This window comes from Paenarthrobacter sp. NyZ202, assembly GCF_049860755.1.
Classification (GTDB): Bacteria; Actinomycetota; Actinomycetes; order Actinomycetales; family Micrococcaceae; genus Arthrobacter.
The window spans coordinates 316,400-337,319 of sequence record NZ_CP187556.1 but is presented as its reverse complement, the minus strand read 5'-3'; the positions used below and the strand labels follow the sequence as shown (position 1 = coordinate 337,319).

The 20,920-nt window shown below is 64.1% G+C and carries 15 protein-coding genes; 3 read left to right on the top strand and 12 right to left on the bottom strand.

Going from position 1 to position 20,920, the window contains the following annotated elements; genetic code table 11:
* Positions 1-117 precede the first annotated feature (117 nt).
* The 4 genes from ACPFL9_RS01625 to ACPFL9_RS01610 are packed head-to-tail and all read right to left on the bottom strand — an operon-like array spanning position 118 to position 5,445.
* The gene (locus ACPFL9_RS01625; RefSeq protein ID WP_426005430.1) at positions 118-1,959 is read right to left on the bottom strand and encodes an IucA/IucC family protein; all 1,842 of its coding nucleotides are present in this window, start codon (positions 1,957-1,959) and stop codon (positions 118-120) included.
* Positions 1,956-2,546, bottom strand: coding sequence for a GNAT family N-acetyltransferase (locus ACPFL9_RS01620; protein ID WP_426005428.1), 591 nt, complete (start codon positions 2,544-2,546; stop codon positions 1,956-1,958). The genes ACPFL9_RS01625 and ACPFL9_RS01620 overlap by 4 nt, the downstream gene beginning before the upstream one ends.
* Positions 2,543-3,886, bottom strand: coding sequence for a lysine N(6)-hydroxylase/L-ornithine N(5)-oxygenase family protein (locus ACPFL9_RS01615; protein ID WP_426005427.1), 1,344 nt, complete (start codon positions 3,884-3,886; stop codon positions 2,543-2,545). Before ACPFL9_RS01615 ends, ACPFL9_RS01620 begins: the two co-directional genes overlap by 4 nt.
* Positions 3,883-5,445, bottom strand: a complete 1,563-nt coding sequence (locus tag ACPFL9_RS01610) for a pyridoxal phosphate-dependent decarboxylase family protein (protein ID WP_426005425.1) — start codon at positions 5,443-5,445, stop codon at positions 3,883-3,885. Before ACPFL9_RS01610 ends, ACPFL9_RS01615 begins: the two co-directional genes overlap by 4 nt.
* Before the next feature lie 297 nt (positions 5,446-5,742).
* Between ACPFL9_RS01610 and ACPFL9_RS01605 the strand changes: the two genes are divergently transcribed.
* Complete coding sequence (locus ACPFL9_RS01605; protein WP_426005424.1) at positions 5,743-6,114, top strand: hypothetical protein; 372 nt, start codon at positions 5,743-5,745, stop codon at positions 6,112-6,114.
* A gap of 110 nt (positions 6,115-6,224) precedes the next feature.
* Here ACPFL9_RS01605 and ACPFL9_RS01600 read toward each other — a convergent pair whose 3' ends face one another.
* The 3 genes from ACPFL9_RS01600 to ACPFL9_RS01590 form a co-directional block, all read right to left on the bottom strand.
* The gene (locus ACPFL9_RS01600; protein ID WP_426005423.1) at positions 6,225-6,647 is read right to left on the bottom strand and encodes a hypothetical protein; all 423 of its coding nucleotides are present in this window, start codon (positions 6,645-6,647) and stop codon (positions 6,225-6,227) included.
* Positions 6,648-6,732: 85 nt separating this feature from the next.
* Complete coding sequence (locus ACPFL9_RS01595; RefSeq protein WP_426005422.1) at positions 6,733-13,179, bottom strand: DUF7507 domain-containing protein; 6,447 nt, start codon at positions 13,177-13,179, stop codon at positions 6,733-6,735.
* A 227-nt stretch (positions 13,180-13,406) separates the two neighbouring features.
* On the bottom strand, positions 13,407-15,035 hold the full coding sequence (locus ACPFL9_RS01590; RefSeq protein WP_426005421.1) for a sigma-70 family RNA polymerase sigma factor: 1,629 nt from the start codon (positions 15,033-15,035) through the stop codon (positions 13,407-13,409).
* Between the two features lie 239 nt (positions 15,036-15,274).
* On the opposite strand from ACPFL9_RS01590, the gene ACPFL9_RS01585 reads away from it, so the two are divergent.
* The gene (locus ACPFL9_RS01585) at positions 15,275-15,811 is read left to right on the top strand and encodes a hypothetical protein (RefSeq protein WP_426005420.1); all 537 of its coding nucleotides are present in this window, start codon (positions 15,275-15,277) and stop codon (positions 15,809-15,811) included.
* A gap of 2 nt (positions 15,812-15,813) precedes the next feature.
* On the opposite strand, the gene ACPFL9_RS01580 is transcribed toward ACPFL9_RS01585, so the two are convergent.
* Both ACPFL9_RS01580 and ACPFL9_RS01575 read right to left on the bottom strand, forming a co-directional pair.
* Positions 15,814-16,170: a GNAT family N-acetyltransferase gene (locus tag ACPFL9_RS01580; RefSeq protein ID WP_426005419.1), complete on the bottom strand. Its 357-nt coding sequence runs from the start codon at positions 16,168-16,170 to the stop codon at positions 15,814-15,816.
* Positions 16,167-17,528, bottom strand: a complete 1,362-nt coding sequence (locus ACPFL9_RS01575; protein WP_426005417.1) for an acyltransferase family protein — start codon at positions 17,526-17,528, stop codon at positions 16,167-16,169. Before ACPFL9_RS01575 ends, ACPFL9_RS01580 begins: the two co-directional genes overlap by 4 nt.
* 128 nt (positions 17,529-17,656) lie before the next feature.
* Here ACPFL9_RS01575 and ACPFL9_RS01570 point away from each other — a divergent pair, with 128 nt between their 5' ends.
* Positions 17,657-18,076 (top strand): VOC family protein, encoded by a 420-nt coding sequence (locus ACPFL9_RS01570; RefSeq protein ID WP_426005416.1) that lies wholly within the window; start codon positions 17,657-17,659, stop codon positions 18,074-18,076.
* 29 nt (positions 18,077-18,105) lie between these two features.
* Here the strand turns inward: ACPFL9_RS01570 and ACPFL9_RS01565 are convergent, their stop codons facing one another.
* The 3 genes from ACPFL9_RS01565 to ACPFL9_RS01555 are packed head-to-tail and all read right to left on the bottom strand — an operon-like array spanning position 18,106 to position 20,872.
* The gene (locus tag ACPFL9_RS01565; protein ID WP_426005415.1) at positions 18,106-18,498 is read right to left on the bottom strand and encodes a DUF1304 domain-containing protein; all 393 of its coding nucleotides are present in this window, start codon (positions 18,496-18,498) and stop codon (positions 18,106-18,108) included.
* Between the two features lie 38 nt (positions 18,499-18,536).
* Positions 18,537-19,406 (bottom strand): class II fructose-bisphosphate aldolase, encoded by an 870-nt coding sequence (locus ACPFL9_RS01560; RefSeq protein ID WP_426005413.1) that lies wholly within the window; start codon positions 19,404-19,406, stop codon positions 18,537-18,539.
* Complete coding sequence (locus tag ACPFL9_RS01555; RefSeq protein ID WP_426005412.1) at positions 19,406-20,872, bottom strand: GntP family transporter; 1,467 nt, start codon at positions 20,870-20,872, stop codon at positions 19,406-19,408. The genes ACPFL9_RS01560 and ACPFL9_RS01555 overlap by 1 nt, the downstream gene beginning before the upstream one ends.
* Positions 20,873-20,920 lie beyond the last annotated feature (48 nt).

Here is a 20,920-nt window from a genome sequence, read left to right as displayed (position 1 = left end):
CAGACTAGCCTCCACGGCCGGCCCGCACCCCCTCTCCCCTCCCTTCCCGGCCGAGATGGCATTTGATGACAATGTCTGCGACCACGATTGTCATCAAATGCCATCTCGGCGGGGGTCCTAGGCGAACTTCGCCAACGGGTTGGCGAGCCGGCCAGCCATTTGCAGGCCTCCCGAGGGATCCGAGATGTCCAGCATCTGCTGGTTGTTCCGCAGTTGCAGCCTGTTAAGGCACGACAATTCGAAGTCCGGCGCGAAGAGGTCGTGCATGGCGAACTGGTCGGCAAGCTCCGGGTGGCGTTGCTGGTACTCCCGCAGCACGGCCGCCGCAGTTCCCCAGAATTCGTCCTCGCGGAGCGTTCCGTCCTCTGCCAGGATGGCCGCCAGGAAGCGGAAGATGCAGTCGAACACATCGGTAAAGATGGCCAGGACCATTTCCTCGGCGGGGATCTCCGCCTTGATGCGGGAGACCTCCTCCGGCAGTTCCAGCCTGTCCCCCATCACGACGATTTCCTCGGCAAGGTCCTTCATGATGGCCCGGACCGGCACGCCGTCGTCCAGGATCAGGATGACGTTTTCACCGTGGGGCATGAAAGCAAGTTCATACTTGTAAAGGCAGTGAACCAGCGGCACGAGGTAGGCCTCGAAGTACCGGCGGAGCCACTCGGTGGGCGCCAGGCCGGAACGCTTGATGAGCGCGGAAACCACGGATTTACCGGACTGGTCAACATGCAGCAGGGACGCCATGGTTGCCAACTGCTGGCCATCCCCGAGCAGGGGCAGCGGACTTTCCCTCCACAGGGCAGACAGCATTTTCCGGTAGGGGGAACCCTTGGCGGAAGCGGCCTCGTAGTAGTGGTTGTGGTAGCCGATCGCGGCGCTTTCCTTGATCATGGCCAGGCCCCGGTCCTGGAGCTCCTGGTCATTGTCGATCAGCTCCTGCAGCCAGTCGTTGATGGCCGGCGTAGCCTTCATGTATTGCGGCGAAAGCCCACGCATGAAGCCCATGTTGACCACCGACATCGCCGTCTTGACGTACGCCTTCTCCGGTGAGGTGGTGTTGAAGAACGTACGGATAGACTGCTGTGCCTGGTAGTCGTCCCCGCCCGTACCAAGGTGCACAATGTGCCGCTGGGCAATCTCCGCAGCGAAAGTCACGGTCAGCTTGTTGTCCCACTGCCACGGGTGGACCGGCATGAGGAGGTAGTCCTCGGGATCCAGCCCGGAAGCGGACAACTCCGCGTTGAACCACGCAAGAGTTGCCGGACCAAGTTCAGCTTCGAAGTGCGTCCGGTAGTCCAGGCCGGCACTGGAAGTGAACACGGCCTTGGAGCGGTGCACCGCGATCCACTGAAGCTTCACCGTTGCTCCGGTCTCCGGAGCAAACGCGTGATAGTCGGCAATCCCGAAGCCCAGGCGCCCGTTATTGGCCACGAAGCAGGGGTGGCCCTCCGTCATGCTGTGCTCGATCGCCTGGAAGTCCGCAGCCCGGTCAGCTCCGCCGGTGACCCCGGCGGCCAATTCGGCCGAACTGAAAGGCTTGCCCTGCTTGTAGGCGTGGCCCGCCAACGTGCTGCTGATTTCTTCCAGGTACACGGGAAGCATATCCATCCTGATGCCCAGGGCCTCGTGGAACTCGGCAATGAAGTCCAGTGCATCCAGCGGCAGCTCTCTACCGTCGCGGAACCGGGCAATGGACTCCAGAAGCACGGACCAGTGCTCAAGTTCCAGGACCTTGGCCCGGAAGCGGTACTCAACGGCGTCGTCGTCGCTCACCACCTTATAGAGGCCGACGCCCTCGCCCTCGTCGCGGATCAGGTCGGGAACCAGGATCCGCTCGTGCGAAAACTCTGCAATCGCCTTGCGGACCAGATGCCGGTTGGCTACGGCCCAGCGTTCCGGAGTCAGGTGGGAAACCGGGCCTGCTGCCTGCGGGGCAATGGCTTCAACAGTGCTGGTCATTGGTCTACTCCTCCGGTCGCCCCGGCAGGCGCGGCCAGGATAGGGGTCAGGGTCGCAAGGAAGTCCTCGCGGCTGCAGAAGCTCAGGAGGCCCTGCTTGTGGTCTTCGGAAGGGTCGACGGCGGGAAGGGTCACCACGCCGTGCGGGCGGAAGCCCACCTTTTCATTGAGTGCGTGGATCTTGTGGTTGCGGGCGTCAGGCTCGACGACGACCCGGCGGGTTGCGGGGTCAGCGAACAGTTCCGCCATCACGGCCCGCATCACGGCAGTGGTGTACCCGGGCTGCGGGTCGCCGTCCGGCGGGGACACGAGCAGGTGCATGCCGATATCCCCAGGCTGGACCTCGTAGACGTCCGCAAGGGGCGACGCTTCGGGAAGGTACCGCTCCATCAGAAAGGAGGGAACGCCGTCGTCGAGTCCCAGGAACGCCTGGTGGTGACCGGTGGCGGCAATCTTCTTGTACTCCTCCACAACATCCTGCTCGACACAGCCCACCATGCCCCAAAAACGTGCATACTCTTGGCTGACCCAGCTGTGGAGGACGCGTGCATCTTTCACAGGATCAACCGCGCGGAACGTGAAACTCATACTGCTGCCACCGCTTCTTCCGGAGCCTCCACAGCAACCGGCGCGGGGGCACCAAACTGCTGGAACGCGATGCTGCGTTCCACCGGGTAGACCTCGCGCCCCGTGATCTCACGCAGGATGACGGAGTTCCGGTAGGCAGCCATGCCCAGGTCCGGCGTGACGAATCCATGGGTGTGCAGCTCAGCGTTCTGTACGAAGATTTCGCCGGGTTCGACGCCGGTCCCATAGTTGCGCTCCACATCGAAGCGGCCCTTGTGGTCACGGCGGATGCGGTCCTTGATACCGGACAGGAAGGCCGGTTCCTTGTAGGAGTACCCGGTAGCCAGCATCACCGCTTCGGACTCCAGCGTGTAGTCGCGGCCGTGCTCCTCGTGCCGCAACTGCAAGGTATGCGTCCCGGTCGCAGGATTCCACGCAGCGGCGGTCAGGGACGAGTGCGTGTGCAGCTGGGTATCCACCATGCCGGAGAGGCTCTTGGTGTATAGAAGGTCGTAGATGTCGTCGATCAGGTCCGAGTTGATGCCCTTGTACAGGTTCTTCTGGTTCTTGATCAGCGAATCACGTTGGTCCGACGGCAGCGAGTGGAAGTAGTCCACATACTCTGGCGAGGTCATTTCCAAGGTGAGCTTGGTGTACTCGAGTGGGAAAAAACGGCCGGAGCGGGTCACCCAGTTGAGCTGGTAGCCATAGACGTCGATGTCCGAAAGGAGTTCGTAGTAGAGCTCGGCGGCACTCTGTCCGCTGCCCACGATCGTGATGCTGCGCTTGGACTGCAGCTCAGTCTTCCTCGACAGGTACTCGGCGTTGTGGAGGACCAGTCCCCCGCCGTCCACGATGCCTGCACAGGACACCGGAATGTACGGTGAAGTTCCCGTCCCCAGAACCAGCCGGCGGGCGCGAAGCACCTCAGCACCTTCAGGACCCTGCACCGCAAGCCGGTACACGCCGCCGTCGTAGCTCACATCCAGCACATCCGTGCTAAAACGAACCGACTCCAGCTGCCCGGCAACCCACTGGCAGTACTGGTTGTACTCGGCACGCAGCGGGTAGAAGTTCTCACGGATATAGAAGCGGTACAGCCGTCCTGTCTGCTTCAGGAAGTTCAGGAACGAGTACGGCGACGTCGGGTCGGCCAGGGTCACCAGGTCCGCCATGAACGGCACCTGCAGGTGGGCCGGTTCAAGCATCATGCCCGGGTGCCAGTCGAAGGACTCACGGCGTTCCAGGAACACGCAGTCCAGGTTCTCCACCGGCTCGCTCAGCGCGGCAAGGCCAAGGTTGAAAGGTCCGACGCCGATACCGGCGACGTCGTAGATCCTGCTGTTGTCCGGGGTGCTCACGCGGCGGCCTCCGTGGTGTTTGCGAGCAGGCTGGCGCCCGTGCGGCGAATGAGTTCGATGATTTCCTGAATGTCCCTCAGGGAGGCCTCGGCGTTGAGGAGGGTGAATTTGAGGTAATGGCGACCAGCCACCTTGGTACCGGCCACAACTGCTTCGCCGGAGGCAAAGACAGCCGCCCGGATGGCAGGGTTGAGGGAATCGGCGGCGTCCTCGTCAATGCGGACTCCGTTGATTTCCGGTCGATAGCGGAAGACGAGGGTGCTCAGTTGGGGAGCGGCAGCGAGTTCGAATTCGGCGTCGTCCGCCAACAGGGTCCCAACGCGGCCGGCAAGGTCGATCGCCTCGTCGAACAGCGCACCAATGGCGTCGGCGCCCATGATGCGCAGGGTGAGCCACAGCTTCAAGGCGTCAAAGCGGCGCGTGGTCTGGATGCTCTTGTCCACCTGATTGGGGATCTCGGCCTTGGCGGCGCTCTCCGGGTTGAGGTAATCGGCGTAGTAGGTGACGTGGCGCAGCATGGCACCGTTGCGGACCAGGACTGCACTGGAGCTGACGGGCTGGAAGAACGTCTTGTGGAAGTCGACCGTGACCGAGTCCGCCAGGTGAATACCGTCCAGGAGGTGGCGGTAGCGGCCGGAGACCAGCAGCCCTCCTCCATACGCAGCATCCACGTGCAGCCAGGAATCGTAGGCACGCACCAGGGCCGAGAGCTCGGCGAGCGGGTCCACCGACCCAAAGTCGGTGGTCCCGGCGGTGGCCACGACCGCCATAGGCACCAGCCCGGCGTCGTGCGCTTCCGCCAAAGCAGCCGCAAGGGCGGCGGGGTCCATGCGGTGGTCGTCAGCGGTGGGGACTGCGATCACAGCGTCGAAACCGAGACCCAGCATGGAGGCAGACTTCTGGATGCTGAAGTGGCTGTCCACTGAGGTGAAGATGCGGAGCCGATCCAGCAGGTGCGGGAGGCGGGCTTCGGGCTGGTCGGCGCGGAGCTTGGCAACGGCGTGGTTCCGGGCAATCAGCAGCGCCTGGAAGTTCGACTGGCTGCCGCCGGACGTGAAGACGCCGTCAGCCTCGGCGGAGAAGCCAATGCGTTCCGCGGTCCAATCGATAAGGCGGCGTTCGATCATGGTGGCACCTGCACTCTGGTCCCAGGTATCCATGGACGAGTTCACCGCTGACAGCACGGCCTCCCCCACCAGGGCGGGGATGACCACGGGGCAGTTCAGGTGGGCGGCGTAGCGGGAGTCGTGGAAGTAGATGGCGTCCTTGAGGTACAGCTCATCCAGTTCCTCCAGGGCAGCAGCCGTGTCCGGCAGCGGCCGGCCCAGGTCCACGGCACCCACTTTCGCCTTAAGTTCGGAATGCGCGACGCCGGTAAATGGCTGGGTGGTCCGCTGGACTTTGGTGGAGACGGCGTTGACTCCCTGAAGGACCTGCGCCACGTAGCTGGGCGAATTTCGCGCGTTGAAGAGCTGGTTGGTGGCAGCAAGTGCCAACTCCACTTTGGAGCCGAAGTCCTGCTCCTGGGCTATCTGCTCTTCGACACTGGGTGACGTCACGACAGCTTCCTTCCGTTGCGTTGGGGTCGCTAGTTAGCAAAGGCAAGCCTTACTTAGGTTTGCCTTTCCGTCAAACTTTCGTGACCTAATTCGCTCAGAAGGCGGTTTCTCGCTGTTCTACTTGCCGGTAGCGCGTCATTGACTTTCCAGGATCCGGTTTTAGGTGCAAAATATCCGCTCCCTTCGCAAGCCCGAACGCCGCCGTCGCTGCTGTTCCCACGGCAGGTCATGTGGGTTCCCGGAGGACCACTATCGGGGTAGGGTCAGTGCCACAGGCCATAACGGTGGGGGGAATCCATGACTGACCATACGCACGAGCGGCTCGGTTTCCGCGAAATCGATGACCAGGGCAAGGCGGTGCGTGCAGTGAGCCCCCATGCACCGGAGCCTCTCGATGCTCCGAAGAAGCGCTTGTCCGTGAACCCGTTCATCGTGGCGCTGTGGGCGCTCGATGGCGCGATGCTTTACTTCAGCGTCTGGGCCTTCACCGAGACCTTGCGCCCCATGGTTTCCGCTCCCTCTTCGGACGGAATGCCCATGAACTTCGTGGTCCTCTCGATGCTCCCCTACCTCGTGCCGGCGTCTCTGCTGATCACCGGCGCGTTGCTGTTCTGGCACGCGTTTCAGTGGCAACGTCGGCACGGCCCACAGGGCCAGTCAGGGAGTTGATGAATGCAGCAAAGTGGCCGGCCAGGGATGCCCTGGCCGGCCACTTTTCTGTGTGCCGCTTGCGCCCTGCCGCCCGGACCCCGCTGCTGGAGTCCCGACTTTCCGGCCGCCTACTGGAGCACAGCCGCTCCCAGCACACACTTGGCCTCGGTCCCCTTTTGGGGGACTTCGGCGGTGATGGCCCAATCAAGGGCTTTTCCTGCCTGCGGGTCTTTGAAAGTCTGCTCGCCGCGGGCCAGCACCGATGACGATTGGGGATCAACCCAGCTCACCGAGATCTTCACGGTTCCCTTGGTACCCTCAGGCGGGGTGACGGTACCCTTGGCGGCAACCTTTCCCGCAGCGGTATCACACGAGGTCATCTTGGTGGCCTCGATGATGCCGGTTCCAGGGTTGGCCGCTTTCGCCTCGCCCGTCGTGGCGGCCTGGGTGGTGGTGGACGAGGGCAATGAGCCCGCCCCGTTCCCTGAACAGCCCGCGAGGGCTGCTGCGGCAACCAGCACGCCGGCAACGCACGTGACTGACTTCTTCATGGGTTTACTACCTGACTCTTGGGTAACTGGGATGTGGAACGTGCGCGGCAACCGGCTCGGGGTCCGATTGCCGCGCACTTTGGCCCTACGCTTCAGAACGCTTGCGGCGTCCCATGAGCAGCAGGAACAGGCCCGCACCAACCACCAGGAGGGCAATCGGCAGCACGGTGAGGACAACTCCCGTGTTTGCCAAGGAGCCACCCGGCTGGCCCGGATCAACCGGCGGGAAGGTCACGACTGCGCTTGCAGGCGGCGTGGTGACCTGGGGTCCCGTCGGAGGTGTACCCGTCGCCGTCGCCTTGTTGGCGACCTTGCCGGCGTTGATGTCGGCCTGGGTGATGGCGTACGTTGCCGTGGCAGTCACCGACTGGCCCGGCAGCAACTCGCCGGGGGTACCCGGCCAGGTGTAATCCAGGGCAGACAGGCCGGGCATTTCATCCACGATGGCCACGTCAGTCAGCGTGACATTGCCCGTGTTCGTGGCCGTGAAGTTGTAGGTGACAATGTCGCCTACCTTCGCGGGATCACCAACGGCGGAGGCATCCGCAGTCTTGGAGAACTGCAGGGCTGCATCCGGCGACAGCGGGGTGTCCGTACCGGCAGGAGGCGGGGTGACCGCCGGGCCGCTGGGAGGAGTACCCGTAGTGGTCGCCAGGTTCTCCACGTGACCGGCGTCGAGGTCCGCCTGCGTGACGGCATACTCCGCCGTCGCCGTGACGGTCTGGCCCGGCAGCAACTCACCGGGGGTACCCGGCCAGGTGTAGACCAGGTCCGAGAGGCCAGCCATGGGGTCGTCGATGGACACCTTGGTCAGCTTCACGTTGCCGGTGTTTTTGGCCGTGAACCGGTACTCAATCTTGTCCCCCACCTTGGACGGTCCCGAGTTTGCCTGAACCACTGCCTGCTTGCTGAATTCCATCGCAGGAGTCGGGGTCAGCGGGGTGTCCGTGGTGCCCGGAGGAGGCGTTACAGCAGGACCAGTGGGCGGATTGCCCGTTGCCGTAGCCGAGTTGACCACGTGCCCGGCGTCGATATCAGCCTGCGTTACCGCATACTTTGCCGTAGCAGTTACGGTCTCCCCCGGCTGCAACTCGCCGGGCGTACCGGGCCAGCTGTAGTTGAGGGCGGACAGGCCTGCCAGGGGGTCGTTGATCGACACGTTGGTCAGCTTCACGTTGCCGGTGTTCTTCGCCGTGAAGGTGTAGGTGATGACATCACCAACCTTCGTGGGGTCCTGAAGAGCACTCGAGTCGGCCGACTTGGTGAACTCCATCGCCGGTGCCGGGGTCAACGGTGTGTCCGTGGTTCCCGGAGGAGGCGTCACCGGAGTGCCGGTGGGAGGAGTACCGGTGGACGTCGCCACGTTGGTGACATGGCCGGCGTCGATATCAGCCTGGGTGATCGCGTACGTTGCCGTAGCCGTCACGGACTCGCCCGGCAACAACTCGCCAGGGGTTCCCGGCCAGGTGTACGCGAGCTCCGACAACCCCGCGAGCGGATCGTTGATGCTGACACCGGTCAACTTCACATTGCCCGTGTTCTTTGCCGTCATCGTGTACGTGATCACGTCCCCCGCCGTGGCCGGGTCCTGCACGGCCGAAGCGTCCGCGGACTTGGTGAACTCCATGGCCGGTGCCGGGGTCAACGGGGTATCCGTGGTTCCCGGAGGCGGCGTCACAGCCGGACCCGACGGCGGAGTGCCCGTGGTCGTCGCCGCGTTGGCGACATGGCCGGCGTCGATATCAGCCTGGGTGATCGCGTACGTTGCCGTAGCGGTCACTGTCTGACCCGGCAGCAGTTCACCGGGCGTGCCCGGCCACGTGTAGTCCAGGGCGGACAGGCCCGCCAGCGGGTCCGTGATGGATACGTTGGTCAACTTCACGTTGCCGGTGTTCCTGGCAGTGAAGGTGTAGGTGATGACATCATCCACTTGCGCAGGGCTCTGCACAGCGGAGTCGTCTGCCGTCTTGGTGAACTGCATCGCCGGAGCCGGGGTCAGCGGGGTATCCGTGATTCCCGGAGGCGGCGTCACAGCAGGACCCGACGGCGGAGTGCCCGTCGTCGTGGCGGTATTCACCACGTGACCTGCATCGATATCCGCTTGGGTGATCGCATACGTTGCCGTAGCGGTCACGGTCTCACCCGGGAGCAGCTCACCCGGCGCACCCGGCCACGTGTACGTGAGCGCGGACAGACCGGCCAGCGGGTCCGTGATGGACACGTTGGTCAACTTCACGTTGCCGGTGTTCTTGGCGGTGAAGGTGTAGGTCAGCAGGTCGCCTATTACAGCAGGATCCTGGATAGCGGAAGCGTCCGAAGACTTGCTGAACTCCATGGCCGGTGCCGGGGTCAACGGGGTATCCGTGGTTCCCGGAGGCGGCGTCACAGCCGGACCCGACGGCGGCGTACCAGTGGTGGTCGCCGTGTTGGCGAAATGACCGGCGTCGATATCGGCCTGGGTGATCGCATACGTTGCCGAAGCGGTCACTGTCTGGCCCGGAAGAAGGATTCCTTCTACGCCGGGCCAGGAGTAGACCAGCGGCGACAGCCCCGCGAGCGGGTCATTGATGACCACATCCGTGAGCGTGACGTTGCCGGTGTTCTTGGCCGTGAAGGCGTAGTTGATGCGGTCGCCCACCACGCTCGGGTCCTGCACGCCGGAAGCGTCGGCCGACTTGGTGAACTCCATGGCCGGTGCCGGGGTCAACGGGGTATCCGTGGTTCCCGGAGGCGGCGTCACAGCCGGACCCGACGGCGGCGTACCAGTGGTGGTGGCCGTGTTGGCCACGTGACCGGCGTCGATATCGGCCTGGGTGATCGCATACGTTGCCGTAGCCGTCCCCGACTGGCCAGGCTCCAGCTCGCCGGGAGCACCCGGCCAGGTGTACGTGAGCGCCGACAGGCCCGCCAGCGGATCGTTGATCACAACGCCCGTCAACTTCACGTTGCCAGTGTTCCTGGCCTCGAACGAGTAGGTGATGATGTCCCCCACCCGGGCGGGGTCCTGAACAGCCGACGCATCAGCGGACTTGGTGAACTCCAACCCAGGGCCGGGAGTCAGCGGCGTATCCGTGCCGGCCGGAGGCGGCGTCACAGCAGGACTCGACGGCGGAGTGCCGGTCGTGGTTGCCGTGTTGACCACATGGCCCGCTTCGATATCCGCCTGGGTGATCGCATACGTTGCCGTAGCGGTCACCGTCTGGCCCGGCAGCAACTCGCCGGCAGTGCCCGGCCAGGTGTACGTGAGCGCAGACAGGCCCGCGAGCGGGTCATTGATGATCACACCGGTCAACTTCACGTTGCCCGTGTTCTTCGCGGTGAAGGTGTAAGTGATCTGGTCACCCACAACAGCAGGGTTCTGGATGGCGCTCTTGTCAGCTGACTTGCTGAACTCCATGGCCGGTGCCGGGGTCAACGGGGTATCCGTGGTTCCCGGAGGAGGCGTCACCGGAGTACCGGTGGGAGGAACACCCGTTGCGGTGGCGCTGTTGGCGACATGGCCGGCGTCGATATCCGCTTGGGTGACCGCGTACGTTGCCGTAGCGGTCACCGTCTGGCCCGGCAGCAACTCGCCGGCAGTGCCCGGCCAGCTGTACGTGAGCGCAGACAGGCCCGCGAGCGGATCGTTGATGCTCACACCGGTCAGCTTCACGTTGCCCGTGTTCTTCGCCGTGAAGGTGTAGGTGATCTGGTCACCGACCTGCGACGGGTCCTGGACAGCTGACGCGTCAGCGGACTTGGTGAACTCCAGGGCAGGGCCGGGAGTCAGCGGCGTATCCGTGCCGGCCGGAGGCGGCGTCACAGCAGGACCCGACGGCGGAGTGCCCGTGGTGGTCGCCGTGTTGGCCACGTGACCGGCGTCGAGGTCAGCCTGCGTGAGCGCATACGTTGCCGTAGCCGTCACCGACTGGCCCGGCAGCAGTTCGCCGGCAGCGCCCGGCCAGGTGTACGCCAGTGCCGACAGGCCAGGCAGCGGATCGTTGATCACAACGCCCGTCAGCTTAACGTTGCCCGTGTTCTTCGCCTCGAACGAGTAGGTGATGACATCCCCCACCTGTGCCGGGCTCTGAACGGCCGACGCGTCCGCTGTTTTGGTCAGCGAGAGATCCGCGCCGGGTGTCAACGGCGTGTCCGTGCTGGCCGGCGGAGGCGTCACGGCAGGACCCGTGGGCGGCGTGCCCGTGGTGGTCGCCGTGTTGGCCACATGACCGGCGTCGATGTCAGCCTGCGTGAGCGCGTACCTTGCCGTAGCCGTCACCGACTGGCCCGGCAGCAGTTCGCCGGGGGCACCAGGCCACGTGTACGTCAGGGCGGAAAGTCCGGCCAGCGGATCATTGATCACAACGCCCGTCAGCTTAACGTTGCCCGTGTTCTTTGCCTCGAACGTGTAGGTGATGATGTCCCCCACCTGCGACGGGTTCTGGATTGCCGAAGCATCCGCCGCCTTGGTCAGGGTGAGGGCAGGACCAGGAACCAACGGAGTGTCAGTGGTTCCGGGAGGAGGGGTAACCGGTGGGCCGGTGGGAGGATTACCCGAGACCGTTGCCGAGTTGGCAACGTGTCCGGCATCGATGTCAGCCTGGGTGATGGCATAGGTGGCCATCGCCGTCACTGTTTCACCCGGAAGCAGGGTTCCGGGCGTGTCCGGCCACGTGTAGCTCAGAGCGGACAGGCCGGCCAGGGGATCGTTGATGACGACGCCAGTGAGGACCGTATTGCCGGTGTTCTTTGCAGTGAACGTGTAGGTGATCACGTCACCTGCCTGCGACGGTGACTGAAGGTCCGAGGTATCAGCTGACTTGGTGAACTCCAGGGCAGGTGCAGGAACGGCAGTGTTGGTCAGGACACAGTTGATATCCGCGCCGGCCACCGGCACCAGGGCCAGGGAGCCTTCGAATGCAGCGCCGGACGGCAGCCCCTGCTGGAGACCGTTGGCATCAGTGCAAGTGATGGCTTGATCGTACCCGGAAACGTTGGAGCCGGACTCAGTCAGGTAATAGGTGCTGCCGGCGTCCGCAACGTAGGTGCCAGTGACACCCGTTCCGGCGGTGACAGCTGAGCCGGTTCCCGAGGTGGTGGAGTTGGCCGTGCTGTTGACCACTGCACCGGTCGCGGAACCCGAACGGATTTCCATGGTGAACTGGTCGCCATCGGTCAGGCGGGGAGCATCCAGTGCCTTGGAGAGGGCCAGGCGGGGAGCCTTGACCACCAGGGTGGCGTCAGCAGGCGGGTTCAGGTTGGTCTCGATGTTCGCAGGACCGTTGACGTAGGAACCCTCGGTGTCCGAGGTGACATCGACGGTAATGGTGCAGGACTCTTCGCCCCTGGCCAAGTCGCCGCCAGTCACGGAGATGACGTTGCCGCCGGCCACCGCGGTGGTGGCCAATGGGGCACCGGCGGACTGAACGCACGTGCCGCCGATATTCGGTGCTGCGGCAACCACCAGGCCGGCCGGAAGGGTGTCCGTGATGGACCAGTCGTTCTTGGCGTTGAGCTCGCTGGTGTTCGTGACGGTCAGCGTCAGCGTGGAAGCCTGGCCCGGACCGATCAACGTCGGAGAAAACGACTTGTCCAACTGCGGGGTGACGTCCACCAAACGCACATTGTCAAAGGCGCCGTCGTTGCCATTGGATCGGCCATTGTTGTTCCACATTTCAAGACCCAGCGATCCGCCCGTGGACTGGAAGGCTTCGTTGGTGAGCATCGAATTGATGTTCACGGTCTTGGTGATCGTGCCGAAGGAACCACCGACATCGCTGGTGACATTCTGCTGGTATGCCTGGACATTCGGATCGGACGACGCCTGGCAGCCGTTGAGCGGGTCACCTATGGGCGTGACCGTGCCGTCGGCGTCGATCCTGGCAAACTGGTAGGACGGATCAGACGTGCCGCCGAAGCAGTTCATGTACGCCGTGTCAACGCCGAAGGTGTAGTAGTGGCCGGCGGTGGTGGCCAGCGGGTTGGCCGTCTTGAACATCACGCCGTCCGTAGGACCGGCAGGAAGAGTGGCGCAGAAGCCCCCGGCCGTGTTGGTGGACAGGCATTCGGTGAAGGAGCTCGTCACATGGTTGGTGCTGGGCGAACCGGGCGTGAACTGCTGGCCCATGGCCTGCGCGAGCATCCGCAGGTGCTGGTAGCTGCGGCGGGTATCGACGTCGGCGCAGCGGTTCTCCGTACCCGATCCGGCTGCGCCGGACACTGCCCAGGGGGGTGTCTCGGAGTTGTCATAGCTGAGGATGACGCCGTTGCAGCGGATACCGTTGATCCAGCTGATCGAACCGGTGTAGGTCTGCCCGGTTGCACCCACGTAGGTGGTGGACCCGGGCGCGGAGTACGACTGCGCACCCAACGGGGTGTTGTCGGTACCGTTCTCGAAATCTTCGGTGAAGACAACGGTGCCGGGCTGGGTAACACCCGGCGTGCCCGGCACCGTGGCCAAGGCCGGCGGCGCCAAGGCGCCACCAGCCCCCAGGGACAGGATCGCTGCAGCGAGTACGCCCGCCAACAGCTTTCGTGGACGTGAATGTTTCATGGACTCTCTTGTTTTCTCTAGGTCACGCCGAAGCCAGGTCAGAGGTGACCGGCCCGACTCGGCTACTCGCCACTGACCCAGTAGGCGCAGCGGGGGTTTCGTGTCGTCGAAGCCCGGACAGACTTCAGCGGGCGCACCGACATAGGGCGGCCCAAAGCTGTAGTGCGGGCAACACGTGAAACGTGACGCTGGTAATGAGAGAAACTTTGAGAAAAGTTGTCCAGGCCCTAGTGGAAGGTGCTGGCGAATGTTTTGGTGACGATGTCCTGGCCGCTGAATCCATAGTCCAGGGTTTCCAGCTCCGACGTCGCAGGCATGGTGACCCCGAAAGCAAAGTTCAGCTGGGCGGGATCCATCGCACGGCTGGTGCACGTCACCTGACGGGCACCGGTGGCACTGCATTCCCACCCGGCGGGTGCGAGCGTCCTGCCGGAAATGAACGTGGCCTGATCCGGCAGGGTGAAGACGGCTTCACCGGCGGTGGGTGAACCGTCACCCACCAAGGAAAACTGCACCTCAAGGTTCCGCTCCACGGCGTTGGCCGCAGTGGTGGAAGCAAAGACAGCCTCGACCGTCTGGAGCGCGGACGTCGGCGAAGAAGGTTGCGGCACCGGAACCGAAGTGACCACGGCAGAGTCAACGACCGTCGCCTTCCGCTGCAGCGCAGGCTCCTGCGCAACCACGACGGCGGGTTGTTCCGGAGCCGCTGGAGGTGCCGGGACTGCCGGAACTTCCGCAGGAGGGGCAGAAGGAGATGGCTGCGGAACGGTAGGGACCGGGACCGGTGTGGCAACCGGCGTCGGGGTCTCAACGGCGGGCGCGGCGGGAGGCGGCTCCGCGACGACCGACTGGGAGGCAGGCTGCAGGATCCACCCCAGCGCTCCTGCCGCGACCACTGCGGCAAGCACGACGGCGGCGGCTGGCTTCCAGAGGTTGCCGGCACCTTTCGACCCGCCCGGTCCCGACAGGACAGGAACAGCCGTCGAGCCGGACAATGACCCAAGTGAACCCACGGCCCCCGCGCCGGCCCCCGATCCGGAGAGGACGGCCGCAGCGACGCCCGGCGTGAAGGTGATGCCCGCGAACAACGGGAACAGGATGGCCCGCATCCCACCCTGGACATCGTTGAGTTCGATCAGGAGCGCCGTGCATCGTGCACAGCCTTCCAGATGGGCATTGACCTTTTCCCGGGAGGTGCGCTTCAGGGCATTGCGGGCGTATTTGCCCATCTGGCCCGCAAACTCAGCGCACGCCTCATCAGCCACGGTAGTAATGTGATGCTGCAGGTAGGCCTGCCGGAGGCCTTCCCGGGCGCGGATCGCCAAGGATGACACCCCGTTGGGAGTGAGGCCGACCAAGGGAGCAACCGCAGCGGGTTTCAGTCCCTCGATGTCCATGTGCCACAGCACCGCCTGCCAGCGTTCGGGCAAGGACTTGAAGGCTTTGGCCATGATGGTGGACTCCAGGTCCTTCATGACCGTGTCGTCATCCAGCACCGCGGTGTCCAGCAGGGCGTCCTCGGTGGTCTGCGTACGGCGGGCTTTCCGGTTGCGGTCGTGGGCGGTCCGCCTGACCACCGTCAGCAGGTAGGGACGGAAGAACTCTTTGGGCCCTTTGCCGTCCTTGAGGGACTGGAAGACGGAGGCAAACGCCTCGGCCACAACGTCGTCGGCGTCGCTCTGGTTGTCGGTCTGCTGCCGGGCAACGTACAGGGCGATCTGCAGGTGGCGCTTGTAGAGGGTGTCGAAGGCATTGGCGTCGCCCTGGCGCACAAGGTCAAGCAGGCAGGGATCAGTGTCTGCGGGCCCCTTCAGGACGGAAGTTCCCTTGGCTCCGGCCGCTGTTCCATGATCCATAAGCAATAGTGTGACATCACATTGCAATCTGACTTGAATCTCAGGGTACTTACGACTATAAGGGGGCAATTTTTGTGGTCAAAGCCGCGACATGTTCCGGTAGTTGCTGCCACTACCCAAACATGAGGCTGCACAGCATTGAGTCCCCTTCCCCGAGAGAACAGGCAGACCGCCGTCCGCCGCTGGCCAAAATTGCGCGTTCGTGGCGGAAAAGCCGCTCCACGTGGCCTGATGCTGCTGTGAGACCCGGCCTGCAGGCTCCCCGTGGAGGACGTTTTGCGCGGGGAAAAACGGCGGCAACCATCAGCTTGGTCTACGGCTCCGACCGCTCCGTGGCCGTCCCGGGCGACACCGTCATCTTTACTGCCTGGATCACCAACGACTCCCGGAGCCACCTGCGTAACATTCGACTTATTCCGCGTTCATTCACCAACGAGGCCATGGAACCGTTGGCTTATTCCTCGGCGCCGGCACGGGAAGACCTCGCTATCCCATCCCTGGCGCCCGGCGAAGCTGTCATGCGGAGCTTCTCCTACCAGGTCACGGCAACGGACCACATCCACGGCGGCAGCCTGGTCAGTGCCATGCAGGTCAAGGCACTGTGCCTGGGCCGCCACGTTTCAGACGAGCACGACGCCATCGTGTCCCTGACGGGCGCACGGATGAGCTGGCCCTTCCGGTCCGCCAAACCCGGCCTTGGCTATTGGAACATCACCAGGATTGCGTCGGTGTCACCACGGCGACGGCCCCGCACACTGGTCAGCGCAGCTAACTGACGTCAGTCGTTGTTCGGATTTCCCACGGGCTTTTCCGCCGGCCAGTCCACATCCTGCTCATAGCCTTCGTGCTTCTGCAGGTATGCGGCGATGTACGGGCAATGCGGAATGATGCGCTTGCCTGATGCCACAACATCGTCCAGTGCGAAATGTGCCAGGACCTTGGCCAGGCCCTGACCCTTGAACTGGGGCTTGGTTTCGGTGTGCGTGAAGTCGATGTGACCGGGCCTGTTGATGAAGTGTGCGATGACCGCCAGTTCACCATCCACGTGGAGTTCGTAGCGGTGGAATTTATCGTTGCGGGCAGTCGTGACGCCTGCACGGAAAGAGTCGGCCAATGAATCAGTATGCTCGGTCATGCTTCGAGATTGGCACGTAAACCTGCCTCTGGCAATCCGGAGCCCATCGCGTTCTCCACCTTTCCCGACGGGTGCCGGGACGGCGGCGGTACCGGCGTCGGGACCCTGCCCAGCAGCAGGACGGCGAGCGCGAAGCAGGCCGCTCCGCCACCCAGCAGCGCCAGCGTCAGGCCGTTCAGTGCTGCATCCACCACCGGGACAAAAACCACGACGGCGGCAGTCACCACAGCGGCCCGGGATGGACCCCGCGCATGGCTGGCCGCCGTCGGACGGTCTTCCAGGCGCCCCAGGAACACGGCCACGGGAACGAGCAACGCAGCCACGGCGAGGAAAACGGGAATGCGGCCCCACCACCACTCGGCGGTTTCCGGGGAGGGCTTCGGGAAATCCGTCAGCAGCAGGATTGCCGACATGCCCACCAGCAACGGCAGGTGCCACAGGTAAACGGTCATGGAACGGCGGCCCGCTACGGCAATGCACGTGCGGACCCACGTGACTCCCCCAAGCCATGTGATGGCTCCGCGCAGAAGCTGGATCGTGGCTGTTTGCGATACGCCAAGGAGCAGCAAGCAGAGGTTGGGTGGGTTGATGTTGACCACCATGTTGCCCGGATAGATGCCAACGCCGGTCAAAAGGCCGAGCAGCAGGTTGCTGGAGATCATCACGCCCATCAACCAGGTCCGGGTGCGGTGCTGAAAGCCCCCGTCGGCGATGAAGAAACCCAGCTGCTGCACAGCGCACCAGACAAAGGCCAGGTTAAGGTAGGCGATCACCGGCAAAGCGCCGCGGAGCGAATCGACCGTGATAATCAGTGCCACCAGAGCTGTGAACGTCAAGCGCGGCGCTGCCCCATGGCACCGTGCCAGCAAGGGGATGCTCAACTGTGCTGTAAGGTACGCGGCGAGGAACCAGAGCGGCATGGCGGCGCCGGCAGTCATGAGCTGGATGACCTGCGGGTGGACCCCCAGGAGCAAGGCCGCCCAGAGGGCCGCCCACATGATGGCCAGCAGTGCCATGGCCGGGCGGACCAGCCGCAGCAACCGCAGTTGGGCGAATCCGTAAGCGGTCCCGCCCCGGGCCTGCAGGCGTCGCCACGATTGCAGCCCTGTCACCCCTCCCATGACGAAGAAGAGGGGAACGATCATCAACACCCACACCACGGGCGTAAACCAGTCTTGCTCCATCAGGGTGTTGTGGGTGGTGACTGTTCCATCCGGGTGGAGGACAGGGCTGACCATCATGCAGTGGGCGGCCACCACCAGGAACAGGCAGGCAAAGCGCACAAGGTCGATCGCCGGGTCCCGTCCGGGGGCTACCGCCTGCCCGACGGGAGTATCCACATGCCGTGGCCGCTCCATGGCTCCTCCCCGCCCGATGCTGCCTCTATTGTCCGCCGGGTTCGGGATCCGGGCCAGAGGACCGGGCTTGTCCACATAGAGCGGGGATACTCTGGACGGGGCCGCCAAACAACGGCAGGATCAGACCCATGACAACCTCTATTTTTGTGAATCTGCCTGTCCGCGACCTTGAGGCGTCCAAGTCGTTCTACACGGCGCTGGGCTACACGATCAACCCGAACTTCACGGATGACACGGCGGCCTGCGTCGTCTTCAGCGACACGATTTACACCATGCTGTTGACGCACGCCAAGTTCAGCGAGTTCACCAAGCAGCCGATCGCAGATACGCAGGCATCCACCGCTGCCATCCTTGCCCTGTCTGCGGACAGCCGGGAAGCCGTGGACGAGCTGGCCACCAAGGCGTTGGAAGCCGGCGGCTCGGAAACCTATGACGCGCAGGATCTTGGCTTCATGTACAGCCGGGCGTTCCGGGATCTGGACGGCCACCACTGGGAAGTCCTCTGGATGGACGAAACCGCCGCCCAGGACGGTCCGCCGGCTTCCTAGTACACGCGTGCTTTACGGACTGCCGTGGGCTACCCCAGCGTTATGGCCAGGATTCCCAGCACGACGGCTAGCAACGGCGTAGTTCCCTGCAGCACCGCTGCGCGGAGGTACTTCCGTCCGCTGGCCGCGAGAACCAGCGCAGCCAGCAGCATGGAGCCACAAGAACTGAAGACCAGCGTCCATCCCACCTGCGGTGAGCCGGCCCAGACGGCCACGATGCCTGCCAGCGCACCGATGGCCAGGAACAGGTTGTAGAAGCCCTGGTTGTAAGCCAGCGGTTTGGTGGTTTCGGCGTCTGCCTGGGACGTGAGGCTGAAGCGCTTCCACGTTGCCGGCTTGGTCCAGGTAATGGATTCCATGGTGAAGATGTACACATGCAGGAGGGCTGCCACCAGGGCAAAAATCAGGGAGGCCAGGATCATGTGTTGATCCTAGCCTCCCGTGATTTGGCGCTTCAGCGTCAGGCGCTCAGCATGTCCAGCGTGGAGCCCGCGAAGGCCGCTGCCGATGCGTTCCAGCGGCCCAGCAGGCCTTGGAGATTCTCCCCGTCGGCGCGGTGCGGAGCAGTTTCAGTCTCAAGCGTCTGCAGGATGCCCGTGCGGAGTTCGGTGTTGAAATTCACCTTGCCCACGTGCAGGGAAGGAGCCTTGGCAAGTTCGGCCGCGGGGATCCCGGAGGCCCCATGGAGCACCAGCGGCACGTCCGTGCGTGAGGCGACATCCTGCAGCACATCCCACCGGATGTTGGGTTCGCCCTTGTACTTTCCATGCACATTTCCCACGGCAACGGCGAGCAATTGCGCACCGGTGCGTTCCACGAAGTCGGCCACCTGGCCAGGGTCGGTGAGGCCCGCAACCGGAGTGCCGGCGTCGGGCGTTTCAGCACCGAAGGCCTTGTCCTCGTCACCGGCCAGGCCGCCGAGTTCGGCTTCGATCACGATGCCCGTGTGGCCGGCGCCGTCCAGGGCCGCGCGGACGCGACGAACCAGCGCGATGTTGTCCTCGTAGGCCAGGGACGAACCGTCCGCCAGCACCGCATCGGCGCCGGCTGCCACGGAGTCGAGGATCACCGGAAGGTCCGAAGCGTGGTCGAGTTGCACTGAAACCGGGACGGAGGCGCTGTCCGCCAGGCCTCGGAGAGCGGTAATGAGCCGCTGCCCGTTGGGGGTGGCTGCTGTCTTCGGTGCGACCAGCAGGATCACACCGAGGCGGGCCTCTTCCGCTGCGGACACCACGGCCAGTGCAGTGGTGAAGTCGTAGCAGGTGAAGGCGGGGACCGCTGAGCCGGAGGCAAGGGCGGACGAAACCAGCTGGTCGAGTGTGGTGCGCATCAGTGGGCCAGGCCTCCCACCAGGATCCAGGCCACGTAGGTCAGCACGAAGCCGGCCAGGCCAAGGATGGTGGTGAGGACGGTCCAGGTCTTGAGACCGTCGGACACGGTGAGGCCGTAGTAGCGGATGACGGTCCAGAAACCGGCGTCGGTCACGTGCGAAAGGCCCAGCGAACCGAAGCCGATGGCGATCACGATTACGGCGATCTGGGCGGGCGAGTAGCCGCCTTCCATGACGGCGGAGGTGAGCAGGCCCGTGGTCGTCACGATGGCGACGGTGGCGGAACCCTGGGCCGCACGGAGTGCCAAGGAGATGATGAAGCCGAGCACGATCACCGGAAGGCCCAGGCTGTCCAGCGTGTGGGACAACGCGGCGCCGATGCCGGAGGTGCGAAGGACTTCACCGAATACGCCACCGGCTGCAACCACCATGAGGATCGAGGCGATGGGAGGCAATGCCCCTTCGAAGATCTCGCCCGTTTCCTTGAGCGACCAGTGACGGCGCACTGCCAGCAGGAAGAAAGACAGGGCCACGGCCACCAGGAGGGCAAAGAACGGGTTGCCGATGAAGGCCGCAACGCCGTACCAGTAGTTGTCCTTGGGCAGGGTGAGCGTACCCACGGTGCCGAGGAGGATCTGCACGATCGGAGCGGCGATGAGGAACATGATGAGGCCTGGACGCGGCGGAGCGATGGCGCGGGCACCGGGGCCGTCGTGGCCAGCGTGGACCAGGGAATCGGAGCCGAACTCGTCCACCTGCTGCTTCACACCGGGAAGGAGCTCGTAGTCCTTGCGGTTCATGATGCTGGCAACCCAGTAGGACAGGAAACCCAGCGGCACACAGATAATCAGGGAGATCAGGGTGATGAGTCCGATGTCCGCACCAAAGACACCGGCGCCGGCAACAATACCGGGGTGCGGCGGGACGGCGACGTGGATGGACAGCATGATGCCGGCCATCGGGAGGCCGAACTTGATCGGGTGGACCTTGGCGATCTTGGCGAAGGCATAGACGATCGGCACGAGCACGATCACGCCGACCTCGAAGAAGACGGGGATGGCGACCAGGAAGCCCACCGCGGTCAATGCCACCGCGACCCGCTTGGCACCGAGTTTCTCCGTGAAGTGCGTCGCGAGCGACTGCACGCCGCCGGAAACTTCGATCATGCGGCCGAGGATCGCGCCTAGGGCGATCAACAGCGCCACCTTGCCCATGGTGCTGCCGACACCTGTGGTCACCACGGTAAAGATGTCCTTGAGCGGAATCTGCGCGGCAATACCCACCAGGATGCTGACGGCGAGCAGGGCCACGAAGGCCTGGATCTTGAAGCGGATGATCAGCACCAGCAGCAGTGCGATGCCCGCGGCGGCGATGGTCAGCAGCAGCGGAGTGCCCAGCTCCACGGCCGGCTTGATAGGCGGCGCATCGGCGGCGCGGACCATCAGCGAATTGATGAGGGGATTCATTTGGGGAGTGTCTCCTTTGACATACCAGTCTAGAAGACCGGCGAAAAG

Bases quoted from the DNA above. Each gene is read 5' to 3' on its own strand.
- ACPFL9_RS01625 (WP_426005430.1), bottom strand. From the start codon at position 1,959: ATGACCAGCACTGTTGAAGCCATTGCCCCGCAGGCAGCAGGCCCGGTT.
- ACPFL9_RS01620 (WP_426005428.1), bottom strand. From the start codon at position 2,546: ATGAGTTTCACGTTCCGCGCGGTTGATCCTGTGAAAGATGCACGCGTC.
- ACPFL9_RS01605 (WP_426005424.1), top strand. From the start codon at position 5,743: ATGACTGACCATACGCACGAGCGGCTCGGTTTCCGCGAAATCGATGAC.
- ACPFL9_RS01600 (WP_426005423.1), bottom strand. From the start codon at position 6,647: ATGAAGAAGTCAGTCACGTGCGTTGCCGGCGTGCTGGTTGCCGCAGCA.
- ACPFL9_RS01595 (WP_426005422.1), bottom strand. From the start codon at position 13,179: ATGAAACATTCACGTCCACGAAAGCTGTTGGCGGGCGTACTCGCTGCA.
- ACPFL9_RS01590 (WP_426005421.1), bottom strand. From the start codon at position 15,035: ATGGATCATGGAACAGCGGCCGGAGCCAAGGGAACTTCCGTCCTGAAG.
- ACPFL9_RS01580 (WP_426005419.1), bottom strand. From the start codon at position 16,170: ATGACCGAGCATACTGATTCATTGGCCGACTCTTTCCGTGCAGGCGTC.
- ACPFL9_RS01575 (WP_426005417.1), bottom strand. From the start codon at position 17,528: ATGGAGCGGCCACGGCATGTGGATACTCCCGTCGGGCAGGCGGTAGCC.
- ACPFL9_RS01570 (WP_426005416.1), top strand. From the start codon at position 17,657: ATGACAACCTCTATTTTTGTGAATCTGCCTGTCCGCGACCTTGAGGCG.
- ACPFL9_RS01565 (WP_426005415.1), bottom strand. From the start codon at position 18,498: ATGATCCTGGCCTCCCTGATTTTTGCCCTGGTGGCAGCCCTCCTGCAT.
- ACPFL9_RS01560 (WP_426005413.1), bottom strand. From the start codon at position 19,406: ATGCGCACCACACTCGACCAGCTGGTTTCGTCCGCCCTTGCCTCCGGC.
- ACPFL9_RS01555 (WP_426005412.1), bottom strand. From the start codon at position 20,872: ATGAATCCCCTCATCAATTCGCTGATGGTCCGCGCCGCCGATGCGCCG.